The sequence below is a fragment of the Terribacillus aidingensis genome (assembly GCF_900215625.1).
GTDB lineage: Bacteria > Bacillota > Bacilli > Bacillales > Amphibacillaceae > Terribacillus > Terribacillus aidingensis.
In genome coordinates this window covers 614273-629369 of the sequence record NZ_OBEK01000001.1, presented here as the reverse complement: position 1 = coordinate 629369, position 15097 = coordinate 614273, and the positions used below count along the sequence as shown (strand labels likewise).

The following is a 15097-nucleotide window of genomic DNA, read 5'->3' as shown; positions in this document are numbered from 1 at the left end:
GAGTTTATCTGACAAAAGGGGCAAGCGGATGATCTGCTGTATCAGTTCATCCGTGCCCCTTTGATTAAAGAGGATATGGAAAGGGGATTGAAAAAATGAGCAAGAATCAAAACCAAGAGAACCAAACTCCGAGCACTCCGCAATTCCAGGAACAAAACCAGGCTTATTCGTACCCGCAAGTTCCTAACTTCAGCTATCCGTATCGCCAGCAGAATCAGCCGTATTATCCACAGCAGCAGCAACAGCCCGTCCCGCCTACAACAGCAGGCGGAAATATGGGATTCCAGCAAGGTGTTGGAGGAACTGGACTGCCCGTTGAACAATCGTACATCGAAAACATTTTACGTCTTAACCGTAACAAACTAGCTACTGTTTATATGACTTTTGAAAATAATGACCGCTGGAATGCGAAGATTTTTAAAGGTGTTATTGAAGCTGCCGGACGTGATCACCTTATCCTGCGCGACCCGGAAAATAACCGCCGCTACTTACTGTTAATGATCTATCTTGATTATGTAACTTTCGACGAGCCGCTTAATTACGAGTATCCATACGCCAACCAAGGCAATATTGCGACATATCCTCCACGATGAGAAAAACCCTCTGCCGGCGCGGCAGAGGGTTTTCTTTATAAGTGTTTTATCGCAGTATAACCGAGCAGAATCCAGCCGATTAAGAATGCGACACCGCCAACTGGTGTGATCAAGGCAAACAGCGTCATTCCGCTGACAGCGTATATGTACAGCGTTCCTGAAAACAGCAAAATACCTGCTATGAAGAAACCGCCTGCAGTTGTCAGCGTGCCTGCTTGGATTTTCTGCAGCAATAACGCGACACCAATTATCGCTATCGTGTGAAACATTTGATATTGGACCGCTTTTTCCCATGTAGCAATGGCTTTCTCAGACAATCTGCCTTCCAGACCATGTGCGCCAAATGCGCCAAGTGCCACAGTAATAAATCCGCTGATAGCTCCTACTAGTAATAAAGCTTTCATCATTCTGCTCCTTTATTAAAAATCAAACAATGACTTGCCGTTTGATTCCTCATCATCGTCTTCGAATGTTTTTTTCGGCTGCTGAACCGGCCACTCTCCTGTCATCGCTGCCCACTCTGCTGCTGAGGGCTCGTCAGAAGGTTCTGACCGTTTAGGTTCAGGCATCTGTACTTTAGCTGGTGCGTCACCTTGCATAAACAGATCACACATAGAACGGACTGCACGTACATGCTCCCGCTGTTTCTGGACTTCATCCATCTGCAGCGCTCGCTCCAGCTCCTCTTTCATCTGCCGCAGCACTGCCTTTTCACTTAACAAACCGTCCACCTCCATCGTCTACTTCAATATGCATTATAACAGATTCGGTCATGAAAAATTAAATGACGAAATCAGCACAATTAAACGGCATTTTTTTACCCCATCTGTCTTGTAACAAAAAAAGTCCGCCATAATGGCGAACCTTCTTGTTATTAAAGGGCTTGTTTCAGTATATCGGACCGTTCGGCAACGTATTGTTCATGCATCCATTTGAGAAAGTCGTATTCTGTGGCTGTGGAAGGGCGCTTAAGTTCCTCCTCCACTTGGTCGACAAAAGATAAAAAGCTAATCATTGCTAATTACCTCCTCTGGTTATAGCCTCTGTATTCCATACTAAAGGACAAAGCTATGCTTGACAACAAGTTTTCGAAATATTCACGACAAATTAACATTCGCCAAATATCTTGTTAATCTTCGGTATTTTGCAAACGGAGCTCCAAATGACTAATCCGCTGCTTTAATTCATCTACCTCCGCTTTTGTCGCTAAACCTAGTTCATTCACTTTCTTTTGCATATTCTCCTGATTCTTCTCGCTCCACTCACTGGATTTCGCTTCCCCTTTTTCGACAAAGCGCTGTATCAAATCCTTCGCTTGCTGAGGAGATATCTCTCCTTTTGATACAAGCTCCTTCAATTTAGAATCGAGAACTTCTTTCCCAGTTAACGCCGCACCCACACCTAAAAGAAACCCTTTTCGTAATAAATCTGCCATATTTATAACCTCCTAGTCTTATTTATGGAACGAAGCATCAGAACATGCTTGATAAATAAAATCAGCCACAATCCAAAGAAAATGAATGTAAGGATAAATCCAACGAGCAGCAGCCATAGCGTATGATGTATAATCCCTTGAATACCTGTGTATACGGATCCAGCAGTCAAGGCTAGAAGCAGAACCGTATAGAAGAAATAGAATTGGTGCAGCAATTGATTCTTTTGCTTATCCCGCTCCCAGCTCCGCTGCTTTTCTCCATCCGTCAGCCAGTCGACAACTGCTCTGGGCATCGACAAAAATGGGCGGAGAGAATTGGCGAGAATACCAGTATAAATAGATCGATGCCGTTTTGATCCGCGCATCCAGCGCAGAATAACGGGCTTTCCCCATTCTACGAGGTCTGCTTGAGGGTGTATGACGGCGACTAGACCAATGGCTAAAGAGACCGCTCTGCCTAAGAACGCAAAATCTGCCGGCAATTGGATTGGCTGTTCCTTCACAACCGTTTGCAATTCTTCCATCAGCTGCAGGAAAGAATCCGTATCTCCTACATCCAGCTGCCCGCCTTTGTATAACTCAACTGTCTTGCGAATGATTCGCTTTACTTTATCTGTATCAGCTGACGGTAGCAAGAACTCCATTTTGTAAAGCGCTTGAATAACAGCATCATAGTCATCAAGCACAATCCCTTGAATTGCCTCTCGTAAATAGTCTGTATCGGAGGACTTGATTTCTCCTACCATACCGAAATCAAGCAGCACAATCTTCCCGTCAGGCTGTATCATAATGTTACCGGCATGAGGATCTGCATGAAACGTACCGCTGTTCAAGAATTGATCTGAAAAGAAAGTAAATAACTTTTGCGCAACTTGTTCACGGGAAATCTTCTGTGCATCCAAATAATCCGTATCTGTCACTTTCCGTCCTTCCACCCAATCCATAACCAGTACTCTTCCTGTACAAAACTCTGGATAGTATGTGGGCACTATGATATCCGGATTATCTTGCAGTCTTTTCCTAAAATAATTTGCATGCTCTAATTCTTTCCGAAAATCCAATTCCCTGCTGATGATTGTGACCACTTCCGTGTAGAGCGCCTTCAAATCCGACTTCTTGCCGATACTTGTTAACTTACGAAGCAGAAAGAAAACAATACGCAATGCCTTAAAGTCCTGGTGAAAGATTTCTCTTACATTGTGACGCTGTACTTTAACAGCTATTTTCTTGCCATTCTTTAAATAAGCTTCGTATACTTCCCCTATGGAAGCGGAAGCAACAGCATGCGGATTGAGATGCTGAATTTCCAATTCATAACGGCTGCCCAGTTCCTTTCGCAATATAGCTTCCGAATATGTAAATGGTGTTGCTTTCACTCGGTCGACCAGTCCTTCCATCTCCCGAATAAAAACCTTGGGCAGCAAATCGGCACGCGAGCTCAGGAACTGACCGAGCTTAACGAGTAAGCCTCCCATCTTTTCTGCATTCTTTCGATATTCTTTTGCCTGTTTCGTCAGTAATGCTTCCCATTCCTGTTTGTCTTGTTCATCCCACACCCGGCTGTGCAGCAGGTAAAATTTATAAATCTGAAGCATAAAACGGATTACCATCCATACGATACTTAAAATACGTCGGGTGGATCTGACACGCATGGCACACCTCCTTTTCTGACAATTGCCTTCTTTCTTACTATTATAGCGACTCTTTTCCTTAATTGTCTATTAACCACGCAATGTCTCATAAAACCTAATAATTAAAGTTTTATAAATATTTTTTATTAAAACAGTTTATTTTTTCACGGAAAACGCTTACAATGTTGATATATACGACTGATGATAAATCCAATAAACCTTAACGGAGGTATAGTATGTCTAGCATATCTAAAAATGCTGTTCTGCCCGAAAGACGTCCCGCGGAAGATGTGAAGTCAACAAAGCAATATCTGTACCCTTCATACTTGCTTGAAAATCAGCTGATGGAGGCGGTATCCGACGGTAATCTTACGGAGGCATTATCCATAATTGAAAGCTTATCCACTTCAGAGCGCCCGAAGTATGCCTTTCAGCCGTTACGTTCTGCTAAAAACCAATTGATCAGTATCTGCACGTTATACACACGAGCTATTCTCAGAGGAGGTGCATCACAGGAAGTTGCCTCCAATTTAAACATGACCTATATGCTGGAAATTGAAAACTGCCAGACCGAAGAGGAACTCTCCGAATTAGAGTATGATATGCTCGTTCGTTTTATTGAAGGACTGCACAGAAGCAGAGCCACACAGTATTCCAATATCATCAATGAAGCGATTGCGTATATCCAGTCACACATCCTCGAGGATCTTAGTTTGCAAGCAATCAGTTCTCATTGCAATGTGAATCCAAGTTATCTTTCTCATCTGTTTAAGAAAGAAGTGGGTGTATCTACTGTCCAGTTTATTAATCAGAAGAAGATTGAGGAAGCAAAATATTTCCTTCTCCATACGAGTCAGTCCATCGCAGATTTGGCGAAGAAATTCAACTTCTGCAATCAAAGCTATTTCACTGCACAGTTTAAGTTTTATACATCAATGACGCCGAAACAATTCAGAGATGCACGCCCAAGCTGAATAAAAAAGTCCGAACTAAGTCAAATTCTGCTTTAGAGTTTGATTATAGTTCGGACTTTTTTATTGGTTCCCATATCTTTCGCTGCCTCATGGGCTCTTCAGTTCAATTAACGGCTTCCAAATACGGAGAATCCAACGCTGAGAAAGGACCCATACGATGCTGAAAGTGACGAATAGAAGTCCTAAGATATCAAGTGTGTTGCTGACTTCGAATATGTCTTCTGCACGGATATATTGAATAGCAAAGCCATGCAATAGATAGACGTATAAGGTACGCTGTCCGTACTTTGAAAAAGGTGTTTCTTTTGCTGGAATTAGGGACAGCACACTTGCCATCATCACTGCTGATATGACATAAATAAGTATGCGAATCAAACCTCCTGATTCATCGGCACCTATTTCTGCAAATGATTTTGAGCCTAGCAGCCACCCTGTCGACAAATTAGGAAAGTGATACAAGACGATAGCTGTTGAAATTAGGACAAAACCAGCTCCAAACCGAATCGGCATACGTCGGAGGACTGCGAGCTGGTCTTTTGTCGCCCAATAGCCGATTAAGAAAAACGGAAAGAACACGAAGGTGCGGGATAGACTGAATTCTGATCCAATTGTATCAACATAACCTGCCGCCACACCGATTAAGACAGCCAGCGGAATGCCTGTGAGCGGTCTTATATACTTGAATGGAATCAGCAGCATGTGCCAGCAAAATAAGCTGAGCAAGAACCACAGTGCCCATTGCGGAATCAGTACGGACTGCAGCCAGCCTTCTTTGCCAATTGCATAATAAAACATTGTATAAATGACTTGGAAAAACAAGTATGGCAGCAGCAGTTTTTTTACAAGCTTCTCAATTGCTGCTTTGTGTCCCATTCCTTTGGCAAAGAATCCAGCCAGAAATATGAAAACAGGCATATGAAAGGTGTAAATCCATGTATAGCTTGTTTGCAGAACTATCATATTCTGATATGGCTGAATCAAGTGTCCGAATACGACTAACGTAATCATAAGCCATCTTGCATTATCAAAATATACGTCACGTTCCATACTTATCGCTTCCTTTTTCCTGCTTGTATGGTTTCATCATACGGAGCAAAAGTCAGGAATGAAAGCACCTATACTGATTCTTCATCCACTTGTAAGCAAGCTGTTAAACCGCTGTCATACCCGCAACCTGTGTGTAATGAAAGGGGAAGAATTATCCAGCCTCTGGCTTCTTCTTTGCTCTGGTTGTCGTTTTTTTCTTGGTCGTCTTTTTCGCTGCGGGTTTATCTTTTTTCGCTTTATCCAATGAAGCTTGCAGCGCATCCATCAAATTTGTTACATTGCTCGGCTGCTTTTTCGTCGTTGGGATGTGAACTTCTTCATGGTCTCGCTTAGATTGAATCAAATCAAGCAAAGCTTCGCGATAATCATCGTTGTATTTCTCAGGATCAAAAGTTGCGGTCAGTTGGTCAATGAGCAGCTTGGCTGTTTTCAGCTCTTTATCAGCAACCGCATCTTCAGCAGGAATATTCGGTACATCTGCTACATTGCGGACTTCATCTGGATAATGGATTGTCTCTACAACTAGTACATTTTTGTACACGCGGATAACAGCCAGCTGTTGTTTGGAGCGTATGACCATCGAGGCAACCCCAATTCTTCCTGTCTCCTCCAGCGCTTTACGGAGTAAGCTGTACGCTTTCGCTCCGCCTTCATTTGGTGATAAATAATAGCAGCGTTCAAAATAAATGGGATCAATTTCCTCTAGACTGACAAAGTCAACAATCTCCACTGCCTTATCTTCCTGCTCTTTTTGCAAAGCCTTAAGTTCGTCTTCATCCAGCACAACAAATTTATTTTTCGTGTATTCGTAAGCTTTCACAATATCGTCTGTTTCCAGTTCTTTCTCGCAATGCGGACAGACTTTTTCATATTTGACCGGCGTCTTACACGCTTTATGCAGCTGCCGCAGTTTCACATCTTTATTTTCCGTAGCAGCATGCATTTTGACAGGAATATTTACTAGCCCGAAGCTGATTGTTCCTTTCCACATCGTATGCATGATCTGTTTCCTCCTTTTTTGGCTAGTTTGTGCGATAGAAGCATGTTTAATTCTGAGGCAATGTTCTCAAACTAGAACAAAAGGAGCGCGATACGATGCAGGTGATGAAGCCGATTTACCGGGACGCCTATCCTGTTGGCGAGGAATGGATTTATGAAGTGAAGTATGATGGGTTTCGAGCCGTGTTAACGGTAACAGATGATCACATCCGACTGACAAGTAAAAATGGTGTTGACTTAGCTGCACAATTTCCAGAGGTGATTTTGTACTGTGAGAAGCAAAAACAGCTAGTTCAAAAACATATTCCCTTCTCCATTGATGGGGAATTAATTATACCGAAAAACAAACTTAGTGGAGATTTCAGTTTGCTGCAGACACGCGGAAGAATGAAAGCGGCAGATCGCATCCAGCAAACTGCATCCAAACGGCCTGCCGTTTTAATGGCATTTGATTTACTAATCGACAGCGGAAAAAAACAAGAGAAGCGCCGACTGTCTGCGCGGAAACAAGCACTTCGGGAACTAATAGAACGTTTCCGTGTGCAGCCAGCCGCTATCCGTTTTGTTGACTCTTCACTTAATCCGGAAGCATTATTTCACGATGTTGTGCTGCATCAAGGAGAAGGCATGATAGCGAAACGGTCTGTGAGTACGTACAAAGCTGGAAAACAACATCATGACTGGTACAAAATCAAAAATTGGCGGACCATTTCAGCCGTATTGACAGCTTATGATACAGAGAATGACTATTTCCATGCCCAGCTGTCTGATGATGAAGGGAAATTTGTACCGATTGGTAAATGTAAGCACGGACTCGAAGATAAAGAGCGGAACACACTAACCGCGTTTTTCAAAGAAAATGGAAAAACAGCAAATAATCTCCTCACGCTTCCGCCAGCGATCTGCGCAAAAATTCATTGTTTAGGACAGGCAGATGACGAACTGCGTGAGCCTCGTTTTCAAGGTTTGTCTCCGCAAACAGCTGCTTCTGAGTGTACCGTTCAGCAAGCAAATTTAGACCTGGCACAGTTTCCAAAGTCGGTGGAATTGAGCAAGCTGGATAAGCTTTATTGGGAACAAGCAAACATTGAGAAGCTGCGTTACCTTTTGTATATCCGAACGGTTGCTCCTTTCATGCTTCCCCATATGGTAAATCGAGAACTGACCGTTATCCGCTGCCCAGATGGTGTAGAGGCAGAATTTTTTTATCAAAAGCACAGGCCGGATTACGCACCAGACTTCATTCCTGAAACAAAAACACTGCAGTGCCCTGATTTGCAGAGCTTAATTTGGTTCGCCAATCACGGCAGCATTGAATTTCATGCACCTTTCCATTATATCGGCAATGACTATCCGTGTGAGATCGCAATCGACTTAGACCCACCTACAGATGATGCACTTCCGCTGGCTATTAAAGCTGCCAATTTGCTGAAAGAGTGGCTTGATCAGATGGAGCTGCATACGTTTATCAAAACGTCAGGCAGCAGCGGCCTGCAGCTGTTTATTCCGCTGCCTGAAAACCAGCTCACCTATGAGCAGGCAGGTACCTTTACCGAAGCACTAGCCAGATTGCTCGTACAGCAGCATCCTGATCTTTTTACTATTGAAAGAATGAAAAAGAACCGTCATGAGCGTTTGTATATTGATTATGTACAATTTGGAAAAGGAAAAACACTTCCTGTGCCATACACTGCCAGAAAGCGCAGCGCCGGAACCGTTAGCGCCCCTTTATTTTGGGAAGAGGTGAAAGATGGTTTATCCCTGCAACACTTTACTATTGATACTGTTCAGGAGCGGATACGGCAAAAAGGCTGTCCCTTCACTTCTTATGGAGAAGTGCGGAACAGCCAAAAGCTGGATTCTATTTTGCAGCTGGTGTGATTATTTAAATTCGAATGCCCAGGCACCTTTACGAAAGACTGCTACAACTGTTCCATCTTCCTTCACGCCGTCAATGTCCAGATCAGCAGATCCGATCATGAAGTCTTCGTGCATGATGCTGTCATTCACTCCTGCAGCATCTAACTCAGCTGCTGTCATGTCATTGCCGCCTTTAATACAAGTCGGATAAGCCTTTCCTAAAGCAAGGTGGCAGGACGCATTCTCATCAAACAGTGTATTGTAGAAGATTAACCCTGATTGTGAAACAGGTGATTTATGCGGTACTAATGCCACTTCACCAAGACGCTTTGCACCAGCATCCGCTTCGAGAAGGTTTTTCAGTGCTTCTTGGCCTTTTTTCGCTTTGTAATCCACCACTTCACCGTCTTTAAAAGTCAGCTCGAAATCCTCAATCAGCTGGCCGTTAAAATTGTATGGAAGTGTACTGGATACAGTGCCATTCACGCCATTTTTGTGCGGCATTGTAAAGACTTCTTCTGTCGGGATGTTGGCATTAAAATCAACACCTGCTTCAGTTGGACCCGAACCGCCGCTCCAAATATGGCCTTTCGGAAGCTCAATTGACAAGTCCGTTCCTTTTGCTTTATAAATCAGCTTTGAAAACTGCTGTTTATTTAGATATTCCGCTGCTATATGAAGCTGTGCGTTGTGTGCCTTCCAAGCTGCATTCGGGTCTTCGTTTCCTGTCACACGGCTGATTCGTAAAATTTCTTCCATCATGGCTTCTTGTGCTTCTTCAACCGGTTTATCCGGAAATACTTTTTTGGACCAAGCTACAGTTGGGTAAGCAACAATGGACCACTGCATTTTGTCTTTCATCATAAATTCACGATATGGCGTCAGGCCTTTACCCGCTGACTTCATGTAGGCAGAAACCTTTTCTCCATCCACTTTTTCCAAAAGATCCGGATTTTCTCCTATAATGTTCAAAACAGCATAATTATCTTTCACCATTTCATTGCGGCCGTGGAATTTCCAAGCTGGCACATTTTCAAGCGCTTCTAGCGGAGCATGTGTATAGCGCTGTACGACTAGCTCTTCATCAATCCATTCTGTATGTACATCTTTAGCTCCTGCCTTGTACGCTTCTTCGGATACCATCCGGACGAATCGAACGGCTTCTATCGGTGCAACAAGCAGCAAGCCTTGTCCTTTTTGCAAATTGACTCCAGTTTGGATAGCCAGCTCAGCAAATTGCTGCAATTGTTCTTCAAATTTCTTCATATGTACCCCTCCAATAACATCTATTTCACTAGTATACCTTAAAATTAGAATATTCACGAAACATAAAACTAAAGCGGTTTACGTCCTGCTCGGATATTCGGTTCTTTTTATAGAGGAAAAAAAATCTGAACTTAAGAGAATTCATTTATTCTCTTCATCGTTCAGATTTTTTATAAGCTACTAGCATTCAGGTTTATTTATTTGTCAATGCTTGCTCCAGTGTCTCTATATTATTATTCATCAGACTGAAATAATCTTCTCCGTCATTAACTTCCTCGTCCGTGATTGTTTCCAAGTTATGAATACGCAAAACATCCGCATTAATCTCATCTTGTACGATAGTTGCTACTTTCGGCGATACATTTTGCTCAAATAAAACGTAATTCAACTTGTTATCTTCTGCTGTATGAATAATATTTTCTAATTCCTGCTGAGAAGGTTCATTGGTAGGAGACAAACCAGTGATGGCGATCTGTTCAATACCATAACGGTCTTCCCAATATCCGTAAGCAGCATGAGAAACGATGATTTTCTTATTTTCCTTGCCTTCGACAGTTTGCTGGAACTTCTCATTAAGTTTGTCCAGTTTTTGAGCTACCTCTGTATAGTTCTCTTCGTAAGCAGCTTTGTTGTCAGAATCCAACTCAACAAGTGTATCTTTTATATTCTCGGCCATTTGTTTTGCGCGCTCTGGATCTAGCCAGTAGTGCGGGTCGACGCTGCCATGGTTGTGTGCTTCTTCTGCTGCTTCTTCATGGCTGTGGTCGTGCTCTTCTTCTGCTGCTTCTTCATGGCTGTGATCATGCTCTTCTTCTGTTGCTTCTTCATGGCTGTGGTCGTGCTCTTCTTCTGCTGCTTCTTCATGGCTGTGATCGTGCTCTTCGTCAAATGGAAGCAGACTAATGTCTCCTGCCAATTGCTTAATGGTCACATCTTCATCACCAATTGCATCAGCTATTGTTCCGGCATATGTTTCCAGTTCGTCACTGGAATAAAGAAATGCATTAGCTTTTGCGATGTTGACAAGCTGATTGGATGTTGGTTCGAAGCTGTGTGCATCACTTCCAGGGGGAAGCACAGATTCCACTTCAACTTGGTCACCGCCGATCTGCTCCGTAAAATATTGAATTGGATAGATAGTCGTATAAATCTTCATCTTACCTTCTTCTGCGCTGTCTTGACTGCCGCTATCCGAGCAAGCTGCAAGTAAAACAAGCACGAGAGCGGTACTAATAGCAAATAATGATTTCTTTAACATAATAATCCTCCCGTTGCGTGATAAACTCTATTCGAGATTATATCGTAACCATTACTATTTGTAAACAGTAATGGTTACGTTTGTTTCAAAAAAAACTGCCTATCAATAGATTATTGACAGGCAGGACATACACCATACACTTCGAAACTATGATTTTCTATCGTATAACCACCCGGCAGTTCGGTCTGCACATCAGCTATCGGACAAACATCAATTGCTTTTGTTATACCGCACTGCTTACAGATAAAGTGGTGATGATGGCCTTCTACATTGCAGTGGTAACGGAAATGCTTATCTCCATTAATTGTTGTCATCTCCAAAATACCGAGCTCAGCCATCGTATATAGATTGCGGTATACGGTGTCGTAACTGGCACTTGGAAAATCTTCTCGAAAGTCCTTCCAAAGATCGTTTACCGCGGAGTACTGGGACCGCTCTTGAAATATATCCAACAGTTTTTCGCGCTGCTTTGTCTGTTTAAAGCCATTCTCTTTCAGAATATGCATCGCACGTTCACTATTCATACGCTTTCCGTCCTTTATTGTAAAGTAAAGCTTTGTCAGGAAGTTTGCTCGATGTTTAAATCAGCTTCCAGACTCACTTCCACATTTCCTTTAATTGCCCTTGTAATCATACAGCTTTCTTCTGCTTTCACGGCCAGTCTTTCCAGCATCTGAAATTGCTTATCTGTGGCTTCTGCCTTTAAATAGACAGTCGGTCTATGAATAATCTGTTTATATGTTATAACACCATTTGTTTCGTCAACAATGCCCTCTGACTCCAGCTTCATGGAAGAAAGCGGCAGATCCGCTCGTTCTATCATCGCTGCCAAGGTAATGATATAGCAAGTGGCTGCTGCACCGAGCAGCATTTCATCCGGATTTGTACCAATGCCAGGACCACCCATCTCAGGCGGAATACTAATTTCCGTCTTTAGATTTCCTGCTTCTATTGTACCAGAGCTGTTTCTTCCTCCTGGCCAAGCTGCTGCTAAATGAAAATGATGTTCTGACATGGTCTGCATCCCTTTCTTTATCATATCTTTCTTTTATTTTAACGCTTCTGTGGTAGAAAGACAAAATGTCTGATTAAAAAAACCCTTCTGCCATAATAGCAGAAGGGTCTTTCGTTGCATTATTCTGTTCCTTCCGTGGAATCTTCTTGCTTATGCTCCACTTTGTTCTTGCCGGAGACAATCCAGCCGATAACTGCAATCGCAACAAGCACGCCGTAGAAGATGAGCTTCCATGTAGTGGAGTGCGCGAAGTCATGCGGCAATACGCCTAAGGCATCGTGGGCTAGTGTACTAACGACTAACTTCACACCTACCCATCCGACGATGATAAATGCGGCAACTTCCAAAGCTGGTCGTGTATGAAGCAGGTCCACAAACACATTCGCTGCAAAACGCATAATAATGATACCAATCATACCACCCGCTAAAACAACAGCAAACTGTCCGGTATCCAAGCTGCCGACATTTCCCCACCCTGTTGGAGGAAGTGCTACTGCAAGTGCCACAGCTGCTAGAATGGAATCGACAGCGAATGCTAAGTCAGCAAGTTCTACTTTAAAAACAGTCATCCAGAAGCCACTTTCCTTCTTTGGCTTCTTATTCGCAACATCATCATTTTTCGCACTAAATTTATCATACAAGTTCTTGATAGAAATAAATAACAGATACGCTGCACCAATCGCTTGTACCTGCCATACATCGACAAGGAAGGAAATGACAAACAGAGAAGCGAAGCGAAGAATGAACGCCCCTACTAGTCCATAAAATAGCGCTTTTTTTCGTTGATCTTCCGGTAAATGCCTTACCATGATCGCGAGTACTAATGCGTTATCCGCGGCAAGAATCCCTTCCAGTCCGACAAGGACAATCAGCACCCATCCATACTCAAAAAGTAATTGTGCATCCATGTAGTTAAGCTCCTTTTAGTTTAGTATGCGATATTCCTTGCAATCATACCCCTTCTTGACAAAGGCTTAACACTTTTTCATAAAAAAAAGCGAGACCTTTACCAAGAAGGTAAAGGTCTCGCTAACAACGTCTGAGTTGCCAATAAAGCCGGAGATTTCTCTCGGAATGACGACTTTATTGTGTAGCTACTCCCCTTTAAAAGCAAATTGCGCTTATCACAAATTCAGTGTAGTTGAAATCTCCATTAAAGTCAACTATTACTGCAAGTACTTCGAAAGGTCTGCTTTAAGCTGCTCCAGCAGTTCTAAGCTGCTGTCATAGCTTGTGCTGCTGACGCCATAATAGCTCTTAATTTTCGGTTCCGTTCCAGATGGACGCAGACATACCCAGCTCTCTTTTTCAAGGAATAGCTTGATTACATTTTCTTTCGGCAGTGTCAGCTTCTCATCGCTGCCGAAATCAAGATTATGACGTGTTTGTGTTGCATAGTCTTCTACTGCAAGCACCTTCAAGCCGCCTAACTCTTTTGGTGTATCAGCACGAACAGCATCCATCATGCCGGCAATCTTAGCCGCTCCGTCTTTTCCTTTTAACGTAATCGAATGCAGATCTTCCAGGAAGAAACCATGCTTCTCATATAAGACATGCAGCGCTTCTAGAAGTGTCTTGCCTTGGGCACGCCAATGGGCAGTCATTTCACAAGCGATCATTGCTGCTTGCACTGCATCTTTGTCACGAACAAAGTCACCGATTAAATAGCCGTAGCTTTCTTCATAACCAAATAGGAATTTATCGGATGTTGATTCAAACTGCTTGATCTTTTCTCCAATGTATTTGAAACCAGTAAGCGTGTCAATTGTATCAACACCGTAAGACGCTGCTACCGCGCGGCCCATTTCCGTTGTTACAATCGTCTTCACTAGTTTCCCATTACGCAAGTCCTCTTCGGATGCATTGGTAAGCACATAATCAAGCATTAGTGTACCGAGCTGATTACCTGTCAGCACCTGATAAGCACCTTTTCCATCTTGAACTGCCACACCTAGACGATCCGCATCTGGATCTGTTCCGATGAGCACATCAGCACCAATTTCTTTACCTTGTTCCATCGCAAGAGCGAAGGCTTGGTGTTCCTCCGGATTTGGCGATTCCACAGTGGAGAACTCCGGATCCGGCTGCGCTTGTTCTTTGACCACATGAACATGCTGGAACCCTAACTGGTCCAATCCCCGAAGAACAGAATCATGCGATGTACCATGTAAAGGCGTGAAAACAATTTGCAGTTTGTCCAACTGCTCTTCTGCAGAATCCGACATGTTGGAGATTGTTTTCAATTCTTTTAAATAAGCGTTGTCCACATCTTCTCCGATTACATGCAGCAGTCCATTACTGCGGATTGTCTCTAAATCAGCTGCTTCCACTGCTAGTTCATCTTCTACTTTTGCTATTTCGCCAATGATTGCTTCGGCTTGTTCAGGAGGAATCTGACCCCCATCTTCGTTATACACTTTAAAACCGTTATATTCCGGCGGATTGTGACTGGCTGTAATCATTATACCTGCAGCTGCCTTCAGATGGCGAACAGCGAAAGATAATAGCGGTGTCGGACGTAAAGATTCAAACACATGAGCACGAATTCCGTGCGCGCCGAGCACACGAGCAGTTTCGTCTGCAAATTCTGCTGACATGTAACGAGAATCATAAGCAACTGCTACACCGCGGTCTTTATAATCTGTAATATTGTCTTCTAAATAGACAGCCAAACCTTCCACGGCTTTGCGGACAGTATAGATATTCATGCGGTTCGTGCCTGCTCCTAACACACCGCGCATACCGCCTGTACCAAATGTAAGCTCTTTATAGAACGCATCTTCTAAAGCAGTTTCATCATTTGCGAGATTTTCAAGCTCCTCTTTATATTTTGGATCAAGTGATTCAAAGGTACTCCACTTCTTGTATGTATCTTGCCATACCATATATGCTTCCTCCTGAAAATAAGTATAGTCATATCCTACCACATTCCGCCTTGGAATTGGCGCGTAATCCCACCTTACTGGAAATTTAACAAATCCTTTGTGTAAATGGTTACGATACGGCCCTGCTATGCTAT

Annotated in this window: 16 protein-coding genes; 3 read left to right on the top strand and 13 right to left on the bottom strand. The window is 43.1% G+C overall.

The features are described from left to right. The first annotated feature begins 95 nt into the window (after positions 1-95). Entirely contained in the window at positions 96-593 is a 498-nt protein-coding gene (gene gerQ, locus CRO17_RS03030; RefSeq protein WP_097039127.1) for a spore coat protein GerQ, read from the top strand. A 35-nt stretch (positions 594-628) separates the two neighbouring features. Here gerQ and CRO17_RS03025 read toward each other — a convergent pair whose 3' ends face one another. The 5 genes from CRO17_RS03025 to CRO17_RS03010 all read right to left on the bottom strand — a co-directional run bounded on the left by CRO17_RS03025 (position 629) and on the right by CRO17_RS03010 (position 3680). Beyond that, positions 629-997 carry a DUF423 domain-containing protein gene (locus CRO17_RS03025; protein WP_097039124.1) on the bottom strand — a complete coding sequence of 123 codons (369 nt, stop codon included), beginning with the start codon at positions 995-997 and terminating at the stop codon, positions 629-631. A gap of 15 nt (positions 998-1012) precedes the next feature. Further along, positions 1013-1315: a YwdI family protein gene (locus CRO17_RS03020; protein WP_097039122.1), complete on the bottom strand. Its 303-nt coding sequence runs from the start codon at positions 1313-1315 to the stop codon at positions 1013-1015. Between the two features lie 152 nt (positions 1316-1467). Beyond that, the gene (locus tag CRO17_RS17420) at positions 1468-1608 is read right to left on the bottom strand and encodes a hypothetical protein (protein ID WP_179106500.1); all 141 of its coding nucleotides are present in this window, start codon (positions 1606-1608) and stop codon (positions 1468-1470) included. A gap of 114 nt (positions 1609-1722) precedes the next feature. Further along, on the bottom strand, positions 1723-2028 hold the full coding sequence (locus CRO17_RS03015; protein ID WP_097039120.1) for a phasin family protein: 306 nt from the start codon (positions 2026-2028) through the stop codon (positions 1723-1725). A gap of 2 nt (positions 2029-2030) precedes the next feature. After that, positions 2031-3680 (bottom strand): ABC1 kinase family protein, encoded by a 1650-nt coding sequence (locus CRO17_RS03010; protein ID WP_097039117.1) that lies wholly within the window; start codon positions 3678-3680, stop codon positions 2031-2033. A 215-nt stretch (positions 3681-3895) separates the two neighbouring features. On the opposite strand from CRO17_RS03010, the gene CRO17_RS03005 reads away from it, so the two are divergent. Further along, positions 3896-4633: an AraC family transcriptional regulator gene (locus CRO17_RS03005; RefSeq protein ID WP_097039115.1), complete on the top strand. Its 738-nt coding sequence runs from the start codon at positions 3896-3898 to the stop codon at positions 4631-4633. 87 nt (positions 4634-4720) lie between these two features. Here the strand turns inward: CRO17_RS03005 and CRO17_RS03000 are convergent, their stop codons facing one another. Together CRO17_RS03000 and ku are read right to left on the bottom strand one after the other, a co-directional pair. Further along, positions 4721-5680, bottom strand: a complete 960-nt coding sequence (locus tag CRO17_RS03000) for an acyltransferase family protein (RefSeq protein ID WP_097039113.1) — start codon at positions 5678-5680, stop codon at positions 4721-4723. Positions 5681-5831: 151 nt separating this feature from the next. Further along, positions 5832-6680, bottom strand: coding sequence for a non-homologous end joining protein Ku (gene ku, locus CRO17_RS02995; protein WP_097039110.1), 849 nt, complete (start codon positions 6678-6680; stop codon positions 5832-5834). 95 nt (positions 6681-6775) lie between these two features. Here ku and ligD point away from each other — a divergent pair, with 95 nt between their 5' ends. Then, positions 6776-8560, top strand: coding sequence for a DNA ligase D (gene ligD, locus CRO17_RS02990; RefSeq protein ID WP_097039108.1), 1785 nt, complete (start codon positions 6776-6778; stop codon positions 8558-8560). Here ligD and CRO17_RS02985 read toward each other — a convergent pair whose 3' ends face one another. From CRO17_RS02985 to CRO17_RS02960, 6 genes are all read right to left on the bottom strand, one after another. Next, complete coding sequence (locus CRO17_RS02985) at positions 8561-9805, bottom strand: aminopeptidase (protein WP_097039106.1); 1245 nt, start codon at positions 9803-9805, stop codon at positions 8561-8563. Between the two features lie 193 nt (positions 9806-9998). After that, positions 9999-11063 (bottom strand): metal ABC transporter solute-binding protein, Zn/Mn family, encoded by a 1065-nt coding sequence (locus tag CRO17_RS02980; RefSeq protein WP_097039104.1) that lies wholly within the window; start codon positions 11061-11063, stop codon positions 9999-10001. A gap of 110 nt (positions 11064-11173) precedes the next feature. After that, complete coding sequence (locus CRO17_RS02975; protein WP_097039102.1) at positions 11174-11587, bottom strand: Fur family transcriptional regulator; 414 nt, start codon at positions 11585-11587, stop codon at positions 11174-11176. A 35-nt stretch (positions 11588-11622) separates the two neighbouring features. Next, positions 11623-12078, bottom strand: coding sequence for an OsmC family protein (locus tag CRO17_RS02970; protein ID WP_097039100.1), 456 nt, complete (start codon positions 12076-12078; stop codon positions 11623-11625). 119 nt (positions 12079-12197) lie between these two features. Further along, positions 12198-12986, bottom strand: coding sequence for a TerC family protein (locus CRO17_RS02965; protein WP_097039098.1), 789 nt, complete (start codon positions 12984-12986; stop codon positions 12198-12200). A 258-nt stretch (positions 12987-13244) separates the two neighbouring features. Next, the gene (locus tag CRO17_RS02960; RefSeq protein WP_097039096.1) at positions 13245-14963 is read right to left on the bottom strand and encodes a phospho-sugar mutase; all 1719 of its coding nucleotides are present in this window, start codon (positions 14961-14963) and stop codon (positions 13245-13247) included. Between the last annotated feature and the right edge of the window lie 134 nt (positions 14964-15097).

What these genes read in the sequence shown, in the direction of transcription:
- CRO17_RS02975 (WP_097039102.1), bottom strand. Translation starts at nt 11,587, where the DNA reads ATGAATAGTGAACGTGCGATGCATATTCTGAAAGAGAATGGCTTTAAA.
- ligD (WP_097039108.1), top strand. Translation starts at nt 6,776, where the DNA reads ATGCAGGTGATGAAGCCGATTTACCGGGACGCCTATCCTGTTGGCGAG.
- CRO17_RS02965 (WP_097039098.1), bottom strand. Translation starts at nt 12,986, where the DNA reads ATGGATGCACAATTACTTTTTGAGTATGGATGGGTGCTGATTGTCCTT.
- CRO17_RS03005 (WP_097039115.1), top strand. Translation starts at nt 3,896, where the DNA reads ATGTCTAGCATATCTAAAAATGCTGTTCTGCCCGAAAGACGTCCCGCG.
- CRO17_RS02970 (WP_097039100.1), bottom strand. Translation starts at nt 12,078, where the DNA reads ATGTCAGAACATCATTTTCATTTAGCAGCAGCTTGGCCAGGAGGAAGA.
- CRO17_RS03025 (WP_097039124.1), bottom strand. Translation starts at nt 997, where the DNA reads ATGAAAGCTTTATTACTAGTAGGAGCTATCAGCGGATTTATTACTGTG.
- CRO17_RS17420 (WP_179106500.1), bottom strand. Translation starts at nt 1,608, where the DNA reads ATGATTAGCTTTTTATCTTTTGTCGACCAAGTGGAGGAGGAACTTAAG.
- CRO17_RS02960 (WP_097039096.1), bottom strand. Translation starts at nt 14,963, where the DNA reads ATGGTATGGCAAGATACATACAAGAAGTGGAGTACCTTTGAATCACTT.
- CRO17_RS02980 (WP_097039104.1), bottom strand. Translation starts at nt 11,063, where the DNA reads ATGTTAAAGAAATCATTATTTGCTATTAGTACCGCTCTCGTGCTTGTT.
- CRO17_RS03010 (WP_097039117.1), bottom strand. Translation starts at nt 3,680, where the DNA reads ATGCGTGTCAGATCCACCCGACGTATTTTAAGTATCGTATGGATGGTA.
- gerQ (WP_097039127.1), top strand. Translation starts at nt 96, where the DNA reads ATGAGCAAGAATCAAAACCAAGAGAACCAAACTCCGAGCACTCCGCAA.
- ku (WP_097039110.1), bottom strand. Translation starts at nt 6,680, where the DNA reads ATGCATACGATGTGGAAAGGAACAATCAGCTTCGGGCTAGTAAATATT.
- CRO17_RS03000 (WP_097039113.1), bottom strand. Translation starts at nt 5,680, where the DNA reads ATGGAACGTGACGTATATTTTGATAATGCAAGATGGCTTATGATTACG.
- CRO17_RS02985 (WP_097039106.1), bottom strand. Translation starts at nt 9,805, where the DNA reads ATGAAGAAATTTGAAGAACAATTGCAGCAATTTGCTGAGCTGGCTATC.
- CRO17_RS03015 (WP_097039120.1), bottom strand. Translation starts at nt 2,028, where the DNA reads ATGGCAGATTTATTACGAAAAGGGTTTCTTTTAGGTGTGGGTGCGGCG.